Origin of the sequence: Acerihabitans arboris (genome assembly GCF_010131535.1) — a bacterium.
In the GTDB taxonomy this organism is placed as follows: domain Bacteria; phylum Pseudomonadota; class Gammaproteobacteria; order Enterobacterales; family Enterobacteriaceae; genus Acerihabitans; species Acerihabitans arboris.
This window is the reverse complement of the sequence record NZ_WUBS01000014.1, coordinates 156565-172279: the sequence shown is the minus strand read 5'-3', so window position 1 is coordinate 172279 and position 15715 is coordinate 156565. Positions and strand designations below refer to the sequence as shown.

At 54.8% G+C, this 15715-nt stretch carries 14 protein-coding genes; 11 read left to right on the top strand and 3 right to left on the bottom strand.

Annotated elements, in window-relative coordinates; genetic code table 11:
- Nucleotides 1–97 precede the first annotated feature (97 nt).
- Nucleotides 98–415, top strand: coding sequence for a met regulon transcriptional regulator MetJ (gene metJ / locus GRH90_RS19235; protein WP_162367576.1), 318 nt, complete (start codon nt 98–100; stop codon nt 413–415).
- A gap of 564 nt (nt 416–979) precedes the next feature.
- Nucleotides 980–2410 carry an ankyrin repeat domain-containing protein gene (locus GRH90_RS19230; RefSeq protein ID WP_246236147.1) on the top strand — a complete coding sequence of 477 codons (1431 nt, stop codon included), beginning with the start codon at nt 980–982 and terminating at the stop codon, nt 2408–2410.
- Between the two features lie 196 nt (nt 2411–2606).
- Here the strand turns inward: GRH90_RS19230 and GRH90_RS19225 are convergent, their stop codons facing one another.
- Together GRH90_RS19225 and rpmE are read right to left on the bottom strand one after the other, a co-directional pair.
- On the bottom strand, nt 2607–3032 hold the full coding sequence (locus GRH90_RS19225; protein ID WP_162367574.1) for a lysozyme inhibitor LprI family protein: 426 nt from the start codon (nt 3030–3032) through the stop codon (nt 2607–2609).
- A 794-nt stretch (nt 3033–3826) separates the two neighbouring features.
- Complete coding sequence (gene rpmE, locus GRH90_RS19220; RefSeq protein WP_162367573.1) at nt 3827–4042, bottom strand: 50S ribosomal protein L31; 216 nt, start codon at nt 4040–4042, stop codon at nt 3827–3829.
- 203 nt (nt 4043–4245) lie between these two features.
- On the opposite strand from rpmE, the gene priA reads away from it, so the two are divergent.
- The 7 genes from priA (at nt 4246) to rraA (ending at nt 12406) form a co-directional block, all read left to right on the top strand.
- Nucleotides 4246–6441: a primosomal protein N' gene (gene priA / locus GRH90_RS19215; RefSeq protein WP_162367572.1), complete on the top strand. Its 2196-nt coding sequence runs from the start codon at nt 4246–4248 to the stop codon at nt 6439–6441.
- A gap of 259 nt (nt 6442–6700) precedes the next feature.
- Nucleotides 6701–7744: a DNA-binding transcriptional regulator CytR gene (cytR, locus tag GRH90_RS19210; RefSeq protein ID WP_162367571.1), complete on the top strand. Its 1044-nt coding sequence runs from the start codon at nt 6701–6703 to the stop codon at nt 7742–7744.
- A gap of 79 nt (nt 7745–7823) precedes the next feature.
- A complete protein-coding gene (gene ftsN, locus GRH90_RS19205; protein WP_162367570.1) occupies nt 7824–8849 on the top strand; it encodes a cell division protein FtsN in 1026 nt (341 codons plus the stop codon).
- A gap of 88 nt (nt 8850–8937) precedes the next feature.
- A complete protein-coding gene (gene hslV / locus GRH90_RS19200) occupies nt 8938–9486 on the top strand; it encodes an ATP-dependent protease subunit HslV (protein WP_162367569.1) in 549 nt (182 codons plus the stop codon).
- Nucleotides 9479–10810 carry an ATP-dependent protease ATPase subunit HslU gene (gene hslU / locus GRH90_RS19195; protein WP_162367568.1) on the top strand — a complete coding sequence of 444 codons (1332 nt, stop codon included), beginning with the start codon at nt 9479–9481 and terminating at the stop codon, nt 10808–10810. Before hslV ends, hslU begins: the two co-directional genes overlap by 8 nt.
- A gap of 92 nt (nt 10811–10902) precedes the next feature.
- Nucleotides 10903–11820 carry a 1,4-dihydroxy-2-naphthoate polyprenyltransferase gene (locus GRH90_RS19190; RefSeq protein ID WP_162367567.1) on the top strand — a complete coding sequence of 306 codons (918 nt, stop codon included), beginning with the start codon at nt 10903–10905 and terminating at the stop codon, nt 11818–11820.
- A gap of 100 nt (nt 11821–11920) precedes the next feature.
- Nucleotides 11921–12406: a ribonuclease E activity regulator RraA gene (rraA, locus tag GRH90_RS19185; RefSeq protein WP_162367566.1), complete on the top strand. Its 486-nt coding sequence runs from the start codon at nt 11921–11923 to the stop codon at nt 12404–12406.
- Nucleotides 12407–12467: 61 nt separating this feature from the next.
- Here the strand turns inward: rraA and zapB are convergent, their stop codons facing one another.
- The gene (gene zapB, locus GRH90_RS19180; protein WP_162367565.1) at nt 12468–12707 is read right to left on the bottom strand and encodes a cell division protein ZapB; all 240 of its coding nucleotides are present in this window, start codon (nt 12705–12707) and stop codon (nt 12468–12470) included.
- 508 nt (nt 12708–13215) lie between these two features.
- On the opposite strand from zapB, the gene GRH90_RS19175 reads away from it, so the two are divergent.
- On the top strand, nt 13216–14073 hold the full coding sequence (locus GRH90_RS19175) for an MIP/aquaporin family protein (RefSeq protein ID WP_162367564.1): 858 nt from the start codon (nt 13216–13218) through the stop codon (nt 14071–14073).
- 39 nt (nt 14074–14112) lie between these two features.
- On the top strand, nt 14113–15627 hold the full coding sequence (gene glpK, locus GRH90_RS19170; RefSeq protein WP_162367563.1) for a glycerol kinase GlpK: 1515 nt from the start codon (nt 14113–14115) through the stop codon (nt 15625–15627).
- The last annotated feature ends 88 nt before the right edge of the window (nt 15628–15715 follow it).

The following is a 15715-nucleotide window of genomic DNA, read 5'->3' as shown; positions in this document are numbered from 1 at the left end:
AAATAAGCGGTCATGTGGTAGTTGGAAGCGGACAGTTACGGCATAATCTGCTCGTTTTTAGCATATTATATTCATTTGATGAGAGTTAAGGTATCCCATGGCGGAATGGAAAGGCGAGTATGTCAGCCCTTATGCTGAACATGGTAAAAAAAGCGAGCAGGTTAAAAAAATCACGGTATCCATTCCGCTGAAGGTTCTGAAAATCCTTACCGACGAAAGAACCCGGCGACAGGTCAATAATCTGCGGCATGCAACCAATAGCGAGCTGCTTTGCGAGGCATTCCTGCATGCCTTTACCGGGCAGCCCCTGCCCGACGATAACGATTTGCGCAAAGAGCGCAGCGACGAAATCCCGGAAGCGGCCAAGGATCTGATGCGAGAAATGGGTATCGATCCCGATACCTGGGAATATTAAGCCCGGCCAGATGAAGGCGGCGCGTGGTAACAGGGTCCGCGCTACCGCCATTCGCCACCGCCGCGCCTCACCGGCAATACCTGCTGCCGGCACGGCCGCCTACGCCAGCCCAGGCGGCCAGCGCATTGATTTTCCGGCAATAACTTTATGCATGCGATAAAAAAACGCTGATTTCCCGTCTCCAGCCTTTATGATAAAAGCCTGTCATCCATGAGGCTTTCCGCTATGAATCCTATTCCCCTGCGTATATCACCCGGCGGCATTTTTCCCGTTAACCGGCCATCCCCGCTTTTCTGCACATCGTCATCCAAAACAAACCGGTCCCTGGCTGACAGGGTTGTATCGACGGGACTTCGGCCGGAGATCTTATCAGGCGGTCGCGGCTATAATAGCGTCAATGCTGAACGACGAACGCTTGCCGACCGCGCCGATAGTCCATCATTAGTCAACAACATCTCATCCGTAGCTAATGTCGGCACGCCTTCCACGCAGGGTTTTACTTCGCTGCCCTGGGAGTTGAAGGCGCATATTTTCAGCCACCTGGACATCACGGACTTACTCACCATGTCGCGTTTGAGCGATACGAACCGGGACGCGGCGCGCTTAGCGTTTCGTCGGGCAAGCCGCTCGTCGCAGGAGCGGCAAATCTTTGCGCAAATTCGCCGGGGCGATAAGCGGGTGGTGCGCTTTTGTCGCGATATGGATATGGACATTACGACATTAGCCGAACCGGCTAATGGCCGGACGTTGTTAATGGAGGCGGTGCGATTTAATCATCCCGCCATCGTCGATCGATTGCTTGCGCTGCCGGGACTGGATATTAATGCTGCCGATCGGTACAACTTAAGCGCTCTGCATTTTGCCGTCCTGCGGGACAGCTCCGCGCTTATTGCACGACTGATTGCCCAACCCGGGATAAATATCAACGCCAGCAGCAGGCATGGGTCGACCGCGCTGCACTGCGCCGCCACGTTCGGTCATGACGCCTCCTTGAAGCTGCTGTTGGAAAGGGCAGACGTTGACGTCAATGCCGCCGATAGCAGCGGCGCGACCGCCTTGCATTATGCCGCCGGCATGGGCCGCACTTCCACCATTGCGACAACCCTCTCGAGAACGGAGTCGGGCGGTTGTAACGACGATGCCAATGATTTCTCACCTTTCTCCGCCCTCGTGCCTGCCCATCTTGGCGCCACCTTGGCCCAACTGCTCGCGACGCCGGGCATTGCCTGCAACGCGGCCGACCAATTGGGATGCACCCCGCTGCATTACGCGATTATCGATGGCTATATGGCGACGGTCGCGATGCTGCTGGATTTGCCCGATATTGATGTTAATGCCGCCGATGCCCATGGCCATACACCCTTGCATCTGGCCATTTTCAGGGAAAGGACAGAGATAGTGCGACTTTTGCTGAAAGCGCCGGGCATGGATGTGAACCGTCGCGATAACGACGGCTGTATTCCTTTGCAATACGCGGTCAGGGGTGGTTTTACCGCCATAGCCCACCTGCTGCTGGAAGCGCCTGGCATTAACTATAATTCCGCCGACGGCCTGGGCTGGACAACCTTGCATTCCGCCCTGGCGTTTTCTCAGACGGAGATAGCCAAACGACTGCTTACCCTGCCGGATATCAACGTTAATGCCGCCCAGGCCGAAGGCTGGACTGCGCTGCATTTTGCCTCAATCCACGGTAATACCCATTTAGTCGAACTGCTGTTGGCCAAGCCGGAGATTAAGGTCAATGTGCGCCAGGGCGATGGATGGACCCCGTTACATTGCGCCGCTATCAACGGTTTTGCCCTGACGATAAAATGCTTGTCCGGCCGGTCGGATATCGATGCAAAGGCCACCGATGCCTACGGCTGCAGCGCACTATATTACGCGTTGGTACGATGTCATCACGAGGCGGCCAGGATATTAAAAAAGATAAAATCGCCGCAAACCGGCAATATTAAGGCCGGCGCAACGAAGCATACTGATTCAACAACGGGTTAAACGCCGTTCGATTTGCTGACCTAACGCCGCCGAAGGCGCCCTTCCCCTTCACGCTGCCATGAAATTATCATGATGGATCCTCAGCGGCGCGGTTCAAGGGCTGCTGGATGGCGAATCATTCCCTCGATAATTCCACTATATTAAACAAACACGCTAAAAATTGCGCATCATCTAATGAACATGGCTCACGCAGGGTTCAATTCATCGGGCAGAAGAAATAATCAGCCGGACAGTCAATCATATTCTTCAGTTGTTCAATTCGCTCTTTAGTTCGTTCTAATTTACAGCTCATGGCACCGATCGACGCACGATTCCCTGAACCAGCATGGGTCACGGCACCAAATGTGCAGTCATCATCCCGAAATTTTATCCAGCTTTTTTGCGCTACTTTAAGTAACGCCCGATCGGCAGGGACATCGGCCATTTTAGCCATGAGATTTTTATAGGCATCATTGAGCAGCATATCCGCCGCAACAAAGTTCGATTTAAGGCAAAATAATTGCTTATCATGGGAATGACTGTGCAAGTGAGTGCATTGTACACTGGCGCGGGAGATTAAAGGAGTTGCGGCCAACAGGATAAAAAGCATTACAGTCTTCAGAATATTTGCAGGGTAGATCATATGTCTTATCCTCAAGAATTAAGTTTTGATAATGCATTGGAATTCATGTATTAAAAAATAATGATCACATATTAATACTTATATTTTCGTTACTGCGTAAGCATTTTTAACGACGGGTGGCCTTAGCCTCCGTTGCTAATCATTTCAATATTTTGTGTTCATATCAACCCATGCCACGGCAAGGAACTCAGCTGAATTTATTGAATTTACTCACTAAGTCATTTATAAAGTCGGCATGACCAATTTTCAATTAGAATATTTAATTTTGTATAAAACGCCCGCAATTATTATCCAGGCACACTATCAGCTTAGATTTTTTGCAGTTCATATTTAATCAACCATCTTGGCATTTGCCAAGTCGTAATATTACAACTCCAACTGAGGTGAAGCCTTCTTTTTTTGATAAGGATGCAATGTGATTTAACAGAAATAAAAAATATATATTATCAGTAATTTTTAACTAAAATTTTATCTTATATGAATATTGCGTCAAGTTTATTAATAACAATTTTAAATGCCCATTAATAGTTACATAAAGCATTCATTATGCATATTTAAATGAACCATAATCTTAATACTTTTAGCCCCTAAATACCAGCCCATTCTCTTTACACCGGATGGGGAAAATAAAGGCAGGCGCTTCAGCTGTCATCATGGCCGGCCGATACCCCCGGCCCCGGCAGAAAAAATCATTCTCCCGGCGCTTAAAAAAAACGAAGCCCCGACCTTTCGGCCAGGGCTTCGTTAAACAGCAAAAGTCACGCTCGGTGATTGTTGTGTTGTCGGTCAGGCAATTATTTTTTGCTAACCGGAACGCTGAAACGTTTGTTGAAGCGATCAACACGTCCGCCGGTATCAACAACACGTTGTTTACCGGTATAGAACGGGTGGCAGGCGCCGCAAACGTCCAGGGTCAGATCGTGGCCCAGGGTGGAATGGGTCTTGATAACGTTACCGCAAGAACAGGTTGCAGTAATTTCTACGTATTTCGGATGGATATCTTTCTTCATGGAAAACCTCGTCGTAAGGCCGCGTCGCTATCCAGTCTTCTACCGCCGGACACCACGCGAATGGAGTTGCGTTTCTCTAAATGCCGGATGGCATCAAAGGCGGCGAATCATACAGAATGCCGCCGCTCTTTGCAAACACATCCGTGCATTGAAGGCGACACAGTGTACACTATCAGCGCAATTTTTCCACCCTGGATGATCCAATGCCTGTTGTACACGTTGCGCTACCGGTGCCATTGGCACGCACGTTCGATTACCTTTTGCCCGGCCATCTGCGCCCCGCGGTGGGCGGACGCGTGCGCGTGCCCTTTGGCCAACGTCATGCCATCGGTATCGTCGTCGGCATCAGCGAAAAGAGTGAATTGCCCCTGGATAAGCTAAAGAGCATCAACGACGTGCTCGATGAACATTCCCTGTTCCCGGAAAGCCTGTGGCGCATCCTGAACTGGGCGATTGGTTATTATCATTACCCGGTCGGGGAAGTGCTGTTCCATGCATTACCAGTATTGATCCGCCAGGGCAAACCCGCCGAAATGACGCCGTTATGGCAATGGTTCGCCACGGAGCAGGGGCGCGTTACGGCGCTTGATACCCTGAAACGCGCGCCGAAACAGCAACAGGCGCTGGCCGCCTTATTGCAAGGGCCTGTTTATCGCCACCAGGTGGCGGAGCTCATGCTGGCCGAAAGCGCATTGCAGGCCCTGCGAGCCAAAGGAGCATGCGACCTGCGTTCCAGCCGGCCCGCCGGCGCCGACTGGCGCGAGAGCTATCGGGTCGAGGGCGAAAGATTACGGTTAAATACCGAACAGGCTACCGCCGTCGGCGCGATCCGCAGTGAGGACGATCGCTTTGCGGCCTGGCTACTGGCCGGGGTTACCGGTTCGGGCAAAACCGAAGTCTATCTGACCGTGCTGGAAAATATCCTGGCCAAGGGAAAGCAGGCGCTGATCCTGGTGCCTGAAATCGGCCTGACCCCGCAGACGATTGCCCGTTTTCGCGAGCGCTTCCACGCGCCGGTGGAGGTTTTGCATTCCGGCTTGAACGACAGCGAACGCATGGCGGTCTGGCTGAAGGCGCGCAGCGGTGAAACGGCAATTGTTATCGGCACCCGTTCGGCGCTGTTTACGCCCTTTGCCCGGCTGGGCATTATCGTTATCGACGAAGAGCATGACAGCTCTTATAAACAGCATGAAGGCTGGCGCTACCATGCCCGCGACCTGGCGGTGTTCAGGGCCCGCGAGGAAAACATTCCTATCGTGCTGGGCTCGGCGACACCCGCGCTGGAAACGCTGTATAACGTCCAGCAGAAAAAATACCGCAACCTGACCCTGGGCAAACGCGCCGGCAACGCCCGGCCGGCCACGCAGCAATTACAGGACCTGAAAGGATTGGCGCTGGCCAACGGCATGTCGCAGCCGCTGCTGAAAAAAATGCGTACCCACCTGGACGCCGGCAATCAGGTCATGCTGTTCCTGAACCGGCGCGGCTTTGCCCCTGCGCTGCTGTGCCACGAATGCGGCTGGATTGCCGAATGTCAACGCTGCGATCATTATTATACCATCCACCAGCAGCAGCGGCTGATGCGTTGCCATCACTGCGACAGCCAACGGCCGATACCCAATCAATGCCCCCAGTGCGGCTCCACCCAACTGGTGCCGGTTGGCCTTGGCACCGAGCAACTTGAAGAGACGCTGACGGCGTTATTCCCCACCACCCCCATCACCCGTGTCGATCGCGACACCACGTCGCGCAAAGGGGCGCTGGAGCATCATCTGGCCCAGGTGCATAAAGGCGGCGCCCGTATCTTAATCGGCACCCAGATGCTGGCGAAAGGGCATCATTTCCCCGACGTCACGCTGGTTTCGTTGCTGGACGTGGACGGCGCGCTGTTTTCAGCCGACTTCCGTTCGGCCGAGCGGTTCGCGCAGCTCTATACCCAGGTCTCGGGACGCGCCGGACGCGCAGGTAAGCCGGGAGAGGTATTTTTGCAAACCCACCATCCCGATCACCCGTTACTGCAAGTGTTACTGCACGAAGGATATATGGCCTTTGCGCAACAGGCGCTGGCCGAGCGCCAGACGGTATTATTGCCGCCGTTCACCAGCCATATCATGATCCGGGCGGAAGATCACGATAACCAGCAGGCCAGGCAATTCCTGGAACGTCTGCGCCAGTTGCTCGACGCCAGTCCGTTACGCGACGAGGCGATGTGGCTGATGGGTCCGATTCCGGCGCTGCAGCCCAAACGCGGCGGTCGTTTCCGGTGGCAATTGCTGCTCCAGCACCCGTCCCGCGTGCAATTACAGCGGCTGGTCGCCGCCAGCCTGCCGCTGGTGGGCGCGCTGACCCAGGCGCGCAAGGTGAAATGGTCGCTGGATGTCGATCCGATGGATATTTAATCCTGATGGGGTTATCAGTATTTTGCGAGCTACATTCGGATAATATGCAAAGTTTGTACCGTGACGATCTTTTTAGTAACTCAACTAACGCACTATCTGATAGAAAGGACGTAATAGGGAATAGTGGAACCGGCCACGTAGGGCGGCCTGCGCTCGGGTTAACCCCGGACAATAGCGTTGGCGGACTGGCCGATAGACCCTGTGGGAACTTGCGCGATTTTGGTCTGTATCTGTATTGCGCCGACATCAGGAGAAAGATGTGGAACAGAAAAAAGCTGCCGGCATGGCGACCATGAAGGATGTGGCGGAAAAGGCCGGCGTGTCGACAGCCACAGTTTCCCGGGCGCTCATGAACCCGGAGAAAGTTTCCGTCACCACACGCAGAAAAGTCCAGCTCGCCGTGAGCGATGTCGGCTATTCACCACAGCCCCTGGGCCGCCAGGTAAAGCGCAATGAAACCCGCAACCTGCTGGCGGTGGTGCCTGATATATGCGATCCCTTTTTCTCTGAAATCCTGCGCGGCATCGAGGAAACCGCCGATGAAAACGGCTATCTGGTCCTGATTGCCGACTGCGCGCATCAGCGGCCACATAAAAAAAGCTTTAGTGATTTGATCATTGCCAGGCAGATAGATGGTATGTTGCTGCTCGGGTCCGAACCGCCGTTTGCCATTGATATCGCGGAACAGCTCAATCTGCCGCCGATGGTCATGGTCAATGAGTTTGTCCCGGAGCTTGCATTGCCGACGGTGCATATCGATAATCTTACCGCCGCCTATGAAGCGGTGGATTATCTGTTCAGCCTGGGGCACCGGCGTATCGCCTGTATCAGCGGACCGAAACATCTGACGCTTTGCCAATACCGGGTACAGGGGTATATTCAGGCGTTGCGGCGCCATGGCATCCCGTCCGAAGAACATATTGTCATTCAGGGCGACATCAGTTACCAGACGGGCGCGACGGGGCTTAACGCATTAATTTCGCGAACTTATCCACCAACTGCTATCTTTTGTCACAGTGATATCATAGCGTTTGGGGTCTTGTCCCAGGCAAAAAAAGTCGGGCTGGACGTGCCGGCGGATCTGTCCCTGATCGGTTTTGATGATATAACGCTCGCACGTTTTTGCGACCCGCCGTTGACTACCGTGGCCCAGCCGGGCTATCAGCTCGGACGCGAGGCGCTATTGTTACTCTTGCAGCAGCTCAGGCAACAGGCGGTAACGAATACCTCCTTGCTATTGGACAGTAAACTGATCGTCCGGGGCAGCACCGCCATGCCCCGCATAAAACGAAATGCGCTTTAGGATTGCAGGCGCTGGTCAAATATTATTGCCTTCAGTAACATGACGGGCTGGTTACTTTCTCAAACTTAGCGAAACGACAGTGGCACAAAGAGACTATGTAGGCCGTGGAAGGACAAACACTCGGCGCAAAAAAACCAACAGTCGAAAAAAACGCACCTCTTCCGGCATTTCAAAGACGATGATCGCATTGGCGGTTGCCGTATTGATTACGTTTATCGGCGGTCTCTACTTTATTGCCCACAATAAAACGGAGGAGGCGGTTATCCTGCCAAGCCATGGCAACCATACCAGCAATGGCCTGCCGCCCAAACCGGAAGAACGTTGGCGTTATATCAAAGAGCTGGAGAACCGCCAGATAGGCGTACAAACGCCTACCGAGCCCACCGCGGGCGGCGAAGTGCAAACACCGGCACAATTGACCGACGAGCAGCGCCAGCTGCTTGAGCAAATGCAGGCGGACATGCGCCAGCAGCCGACCCATCTCAATGAAGTGCCCTATAACGATCAGGTGAAAACGTCGGCGGCGAATCACGCCCGCAGCCAGCAGAACCAGCCGTCATTCCAGACGGCGCCGGCGCCGCGCCAAACGCTCGGCGGCACGACGCCGGTACAGCCGCGCCAGGTCTTTACCGCGCCGGTGGAGCAACAGCAGCCGCGCCAGGCGCCGGCCGCCCAGCCGGTGCAGCAGCCCCCGCGCCAGGCGCCGGCCGCCCAGCCGGTACAGCAGCAGCCGCGCCAGGCGCCGGCCGCCCAGCCGGTGCAGCAGCAACCGCGCCAGGCGCCGGTGACGGCAATAGAACCCGCGCCGCAGCCGAAAGCGGAAGCCCGCGCCGAACCCAAGGCCGAGACGAAGACGGATAAAGAACCGAAAGAAAAATCCCAACGCTGGTTGATACAGTGCGGCTCGTTCAAGACCATGGATCAGGCCGAGTCTATCCGCGCCCAACTTGCCTTTGGCGGCGTTGAAAGCCGGATCACCACCAGCGGCGGCTGGAATCGCGTGATGTTGGGCCCCTACCCGACCCGCGCCGGCGCCGATAAGTCACTGCAGAATTTGCGTGCATCCGGGGTATCAAATTGCATCCCCATCGCCAGCGGGGGTTGAAAACTACCAATCCCACCCCATCTATAAATTCAATATGCCCCATACTTTCTATGGGGCGCGTTAATCTATAGTTACCGGAGGGTTGCTCGTGACAACAATCGTAAGCGTACGCCGCAATGGCCGTGTGGTCATCGGCGGCGACGGCCAGGCCACCCTGGGTAATACCGTGATGAAAGGGAATGTGCGCAAAGTCCGTACTCTCTATGCTGAAAAAGTGATAGCGGGGTTTGCCGGCGGGACTGCGGATGCCTTCACTTTATTTGAACTGTTTGAGCGTAAGCTGGAACTGCATCAGGGCCATCTGACCAAGGCGGCCGTGGAGTTAGCCAAAGACTGGCGTACCGATCGCATGTTACGCAAGCTGGAAGCCATACTGGCGGTAGCGGATGAAACCACATCGCTGATCATTACCGGCAACGGCGATGTTATCAAGCCGGAAGACGATCTGATCGCCATTGGTTCCGGCGGCCCTTATGCCCAGGCTGCAGCGCGGGCCCTGCTTGAAAATACCGAGCTTGGCGCGCGGGACATCGTTGAGAAAGCATTGGCGATCGCGGGGGATATCTGCATTTATACCAATAAATTCCATACGATCAAAGAATTACCGTCCAAAGTGAAGGAGCCTAAAAATGTCTGAAATGACTCCACGCGAAATCGTCAGCGAACTCGACGGGTATATTATCGGTCAGCATAATGCGAAACGCGCTGTTGCCATTGCGCTGCGTAACCGCTGGCGTCGCATGCAGCTGGACGAAGCATTGCGTCATGAAGTGACGCCGAAAAATATCCTGATGATTGGCCCCACCGGCGTCGGTAAAACCGAAATTGCCCGGCGCCTGGCCAAATTGGCCAACGCGCCGTTTATCAAGGTAGAAGCCACCAAATTCACCGAAGTCGGTTATGTCGGCAAAGAGGTGGATTCGATTATCCGCGATCTGACCGATGCGGCGGTGAAAATGGTGCGCCTGCAATCCATAGATAAAAATCGCCAGCGCGCTGAAGAATTAGCGGAAGAACGCGTGCTGGACGTACTTATCCCGCCGGCCAAGAATAACTGGGGCCAGCCGGAAGAATCCGCCGAACCGTCGGCGGCGCGCCAGAATTTCCGTAAAAAACTGCGCGAAGGCCAGTTGGATGAAAAAGAGATTGAGATAAACCTGGCCGCCTCGCCGATGGGCGTCGAGATCATGGCGCCGCCGGGAATGGAGGAGATGACCAACCAGCTGCAGTCGATGTTTAAAAACCTGGCCGGACAAAAACAGAAGCCGCGTAAAATAAAAATCAAGGAAGCGCTGAAACTGCTGGTCGAGGAAGAAGCGGCAAAACTGGTCAATCCGGAGGAGCTGAAAGAGCAGGCCATCGAAGCCGTCGAGCAGCACGGTATCGTGTTTATCGATGAAATCGATAAAATCTGCAAACGCGGCGAAACCACCGGCCCGGATGTTTCCCGTGAGGGCGTGCAGCGGGATTTGCTGCCGCTGGTGGAAGGCTGCACCGTTTCCACTAAGCATGGCATGGTAAAAACCGACCATATCCTGTTTATCGCCTCAGGCGCGTTCCAGGTATCCAGCCCATCGGATCTGATTCCGGAATTGCAGGGCCGCTTGCCGATTCGCGTTGAACTTGAAGCCCTGACCACCAACGACTTTGAGCGTATTTTGACCGAACCCAGCGCCTCGCTGACCATTCAATACAAGGCGCTGATGGCCACCGAAGGCGTCAGCATTGAATTTACCGCCGAAGGCATCCGCCGCATCGCCGAGGCCGCCTGGCAGGTTAACGAACGCACCGAGAATATTGGCGCCCGCCGCCTGCATACGGTACTTGAGCGTTTGATGGAAGATATTTCCTATGACGCCAGCGAATGGGATGGTAAAACAATTTCAATTGATGCAGATTATGTTCGTAGCCATCTGGATGAGTTAGTATCTGATGAAGATTTGAGCCGATTTATCCTGTAGGCGTCAAGGGATAGACGACATCCGCAATGGGGGGCTCCGGCCTCCCGTTTTTTTTTGCCGTAACCGGGTATTAAACATAAGATTCGTTAATTATGAGCGAAACCGTCACCATCAGTCCGACCAAAGCCTGGATGGTCAGCCTGCGTCTGCGTACGCTGCCGCTGGCGCTGGCCTCCATCGTCACCGGTTCGGCGATTGCCGGCTGGCAAGGCCATTTTAAACCCGTCGTCGCGTTGCTGGCGCTGCTCACCGCCGCCCTGCTGCAGATCTTGTCCAACCTGGCCAACGACTATGGCGATTCCGTTAAAGGCAGTGACGATCATGGCCGTCTCGGACCGCTGCGCGGTATGCAACTGGGGGTTATCACCCGTGAGCAGATGAAGCTGGCGCTGATCCTCGCCATCGTGCTGTCGCTGCTCAGCGGCGCCACCTTAATCGCCGTCGCCTGCGAAAAGCCCGCCGATATCCTGGGATTCCTGGTGCTGGGCGTGCTGTCGGTTATCGCCGCCATCACCTATACCATGGGCACCCGTCCTTACGGTTATATGGGACTGGGCGATCTGTCGGTACTGATCTTTTTCGGGTGGCTCAGCGTCGGCGGCAGTTATTACCTGCAAACCGGCGCCTTCCATACCATAGTGATGCTGCCTGCCACCGCCTGTGGCCTGTTGGCGGCGGCGGTCTTGAATATCAATAACCTGCGCGATATTGAAACCGATCGCCTAAACGGTAAAAACACGCTGGCGGTACGTCTGGGACCGCAACGGGCGCGCTATTATCATGCGTGCCTGCTTGCCTGCGCGGTGATATGCCTGGCCATTTTCACGCTGCTTGAGTTGCGCAACCTGGTAGGCTGGCTGTTTGCGCTGGCGGTGCCGGCGCTATATATGCAGGCGCGTTATGTACTGCACGAGCCTAATCCGTCGGGCATCAGGCCCATGCTGGAAAAAACCGTGAAATGTGCGCTGCTGATCAATATTTTGTTTGCCGTCGGGCTGTTGTTTAGCTAAATGTTTTCTGACGCGTATCAAGTTAACAATTGATGATTTTGGCAACTGGCACCAGAACGCGATATACTTCCATCTCCAGCGGCAAACCGACGTAAATCCTATGAAATACGATACTTCAGAACTATGCGACATTTATCATGAAGACGTGAATGTTGTTGAACCTCTCTTCAGCAACTTTGGTGGGAGGACATCGTTTGGCGGGCAAATCGTTACCGTGAAATGCTTCGAGGATAATGGTTTGCTTTACGACGTGCTTGAAGAAAACGGGCTTGGCCGCGTATTAGTCGTTGACGGCGGCGGGTCGGTCAGGCGCGCGCTGATCAATGCCGAGCTGGGCACTCTTGCGGTGCAAAACGAATGGGAAGGTATCGTGGTCTACGGCGCGGTGCGCCAGGTGGACGACCTTGAAGAACTCGACCTGGGCATCCAGGCCATGGCCGCCACGCCGGCGGGCGCCGCCAGCGAGGGCATCGGCGAGAGCGATATCCGGGTCAATTTTGGCGGGGTGACGTTCTTCTCCGGCGACCATCTTTACGCCGACAATACCGGCATTATCCTGTCGGAAGACGCCCTCGACCTCGAATAGACCACCGCAACATTCAAAAGGGCGATCGGGTATCGCCCGTTTTGTTGACCTTAAGCCGGCGTTACACTTCTTCCATTTTACTCAGCAATGCGCGTAAACGCTCTTGCCAAACGCCCTGTTCCTGTTTCAATTGCTCGTTTTCATTGACCAGCGATTCACGGTTGCCGGACGCTTGCTGAATCTCCTGAGCCAAACTGTTGTTCTTCTCTTTCAATTCTTCAATTTCCATTTGCAACAGCGTGATGGTATCTATCGCCTGCTGTACCTTCGCTTCTAGTTTTTCAAATACTTCAAAAGCCATTTCAGCCCCCTTAAGCCTACAAGGTGTAATCGTGAATGTGAGCTACGCGCCGGCGCGCAGCCCTTTGATCGTCTCAGCGTCAGCACCGCTACAGGCGCGTGTCAAAATGCCTTGGTACAGCCTGGAAAGGGGATTTTATGTAGCCCCACCCCCGGTGTCCAGCCGCAATCGTCCAAACGGCCAGATGAGACCGCTATTGTACGCTATGAACCCCGCGGGCAGCGGAAACTTTTCCCTGCGATCGGATGCGCGTTTGGGTAATTAACACCTTTTGTTAAAGAAGGTGATAGCCAGCACACAGAAATTTTGTCCATTTCGGTCTAAATTAAGCGAATACGCTCATTTTTATGACGTACTGCACACAATTTGATTTCGATATTTCTCGTTTCTGCTCGTTAACGATAAATTTACATCATACCTACATGTTTTTCTAGGTTAGATTGATTCGGTAAGCAGACGTGTCCATCACTCCACTGCTAACCCCACTTTTCGCCAGCAGGAAAAGATTATGAGCCAACAAAGAACTCCAACATTGAAAGGCCAATGCATAGCTGAATTTCTGGGAACCGGTCTGCTGATTTTCTTCGGCGCCGGCTGCGTCGCCGCGTTGAAGCTGGCCGGCGCCAGTTTCGGCCAGTGGGAAATCAGCATCATATGGGGTTTTGGCGTCGCCATGGCGGTTTATCTTACCGCCGCCGTTTCCGGTGCCCACCTCAACCCCGCGGTATCCATCGCGCTTTGGCTATTCGCCAGCTTCCAGGGCCGCAAAGTCATACCCTATATCGTTGCGCAAACGCTCGGCGCCTTCTGCGGCGCGGCCCTGGTCTACGGCCTTTACTACAGCCTGTTTATCGATGCCGAACAGGCAAGCCATATGGTGCGCGGCAGCGTGGAAAGCCTGCAGCTTGCCGGCGTGTTCTCCACTTATCCTAACCCCCATATCTCCGTTATCCAGGCGTTTTTAGTGGAAACGGTGATCGCCGCCATTTTGTTATGCCTGATCCTGGCGCTGACCGATGACGGCAATGGTATTCCCCGCGGCGCGCTGGCGCCGTTGTTGATCGGTATCCTGATCGCGGTGATCGGCGCCTCGATGGGTCCATTGACCGGATTTGCCCTGAACCCCGCCCGTGATTTCGGTCCCAAGGTGTTTGCATCCCTGGTGGGCTGGGGGAAAGTGGCCTTTACCGGCGGTCGTGAAATCCCCTACTTCCTGGTGCCGCTGGTTGCACCGATTATCGGCGGTTGCCTTGGCGCGTTTATCTACCGCTCGCTGATCAGCCCTTACCTTCCTTCTAATATTATTGAGGATGGTATGGAAGAGACCCGCTCGGCAAACTCAGCAAAATCCGAACGCAAAGCGTAATGCTTACCTTGTAAATTATAACTTTTGCAGGAATATATTATGTCATCAGATAAAAAATATATCGTGGCTCTCGATCAGGGAACAACCAGCTCACGCGCCATTGTCATGGATCATGACGCCAATATCGTCAGCGTTTCGCAGCGCGAATTCACCCAGATTTATCCCAAACCGGGTTGGGTAGAGCACGATCCGATGGAGATTTGGGCATCACAAAGCTCTACCCTGGTGGAAGTGCTGGCCAAGGCCGATATCCGCTCCGACCAAATCGCCGGCATCGGCATCACCAACCAGCGCGAGACGGCGGTGGTCTGGGATAAGGAAACCGGCAAGCCCATCTATAACGCCATCGTCTGGCAGTGCCGCCGCACATCGGATATGTGCGAAAAATTGAAACGCGACGGCCTGGAGGAGTATGTACGCAACACTACCGGGCTGGTTATCGATCCTTACTTTTCCGGCACCAAGGTCAAATGGATCCTGGATAACGTCGAGGGCGCCAGGGAACGCGCCAAACGCGGCGAACTGCTGTTCGGCACCATCGACACCTGGCTTATCTGGCGCATGACTCAGGGCCGGGTGCACGTTACCGACTATACCAACGCCTCCCGCACCATGTTGTTTAATATCCATGCGTTGGAATGGGATGATAAGCTGCTGGAAATTCTGGATATTCCCCGGTCCATGCTGCCCAAGGTACGTCCTTCTTCCGAAATCTACGGACAGACCAATATCGGTGGTAAAGGCGGAACCCGTATTCCCATCGCCGGTATCGCCGGCGATCAGCAGGCCGCGCTCTACGGGCAGCTGTGCGTACAACCCGGCATGGCCAAGAATACCTACGGCACCGGCTGCTTCCTGCTGATGAATACCGGCACCAAAGCGGTACTATCGAAGCACGGCCTGCTGACCACCATCGCCTGCGGTCCGCGCGGCGAGGTCAATTACGCCCTGGAAGGCGCGGTGTTTGTCGCCGGGGCGGCCATCCAATGGCTGCGCGACGAGCTTAAACTGATTAATGACGCCACCGATTCGGAATATTTCGCCAGCAAGGTGAAGGACACCAACGGTGTTTATGTGGTGCCGGCATTCACAGGCCTGGGCGCGCCGTATTGGGACCCCTACGCGCGCGGCGCGATTTTCGGTTTGACCCGCGGCGTTAACGCCAACCATATTATCCGCGCCACCCTGGAATCCATCGCCTTCCAGACCCGGGATTTGCTCGACGCCATGCAGGCTGACTCCGGCGCGCGCCTGCAGTCCCTGCGCGTGGACGGCGGCGCGGTGGCCAACAATTTCCTGATGCAGTTCCAGTCCGATATCCTCGGCACCCGCGTTGAACGTCCCGAAGTGCGGGAAGTCACCGCCCTGGGCGCGGCTTACCTGGCCGGCCTGGCCGTGGGCTATTGGAACGATCTGGAGGAGGTCAGGAGCAAGGCGGTTATCGAGCGTGAATTCCGTCCGGGCATTGAAACCGTGGAACGCAACATCCGTTATAGCGGCTGGCAAAAAGCGGTTGAGCGCGCCCGTGCGTGGGAAGAACGCTCGGACGAATGATGCCCCGACCGGCACGGTTTTTAATACTGGCCGCCTTGCGGGAAAGCCCGACCACCCGTAATGCGCGCCAGGTGTGATAAACTTTGCG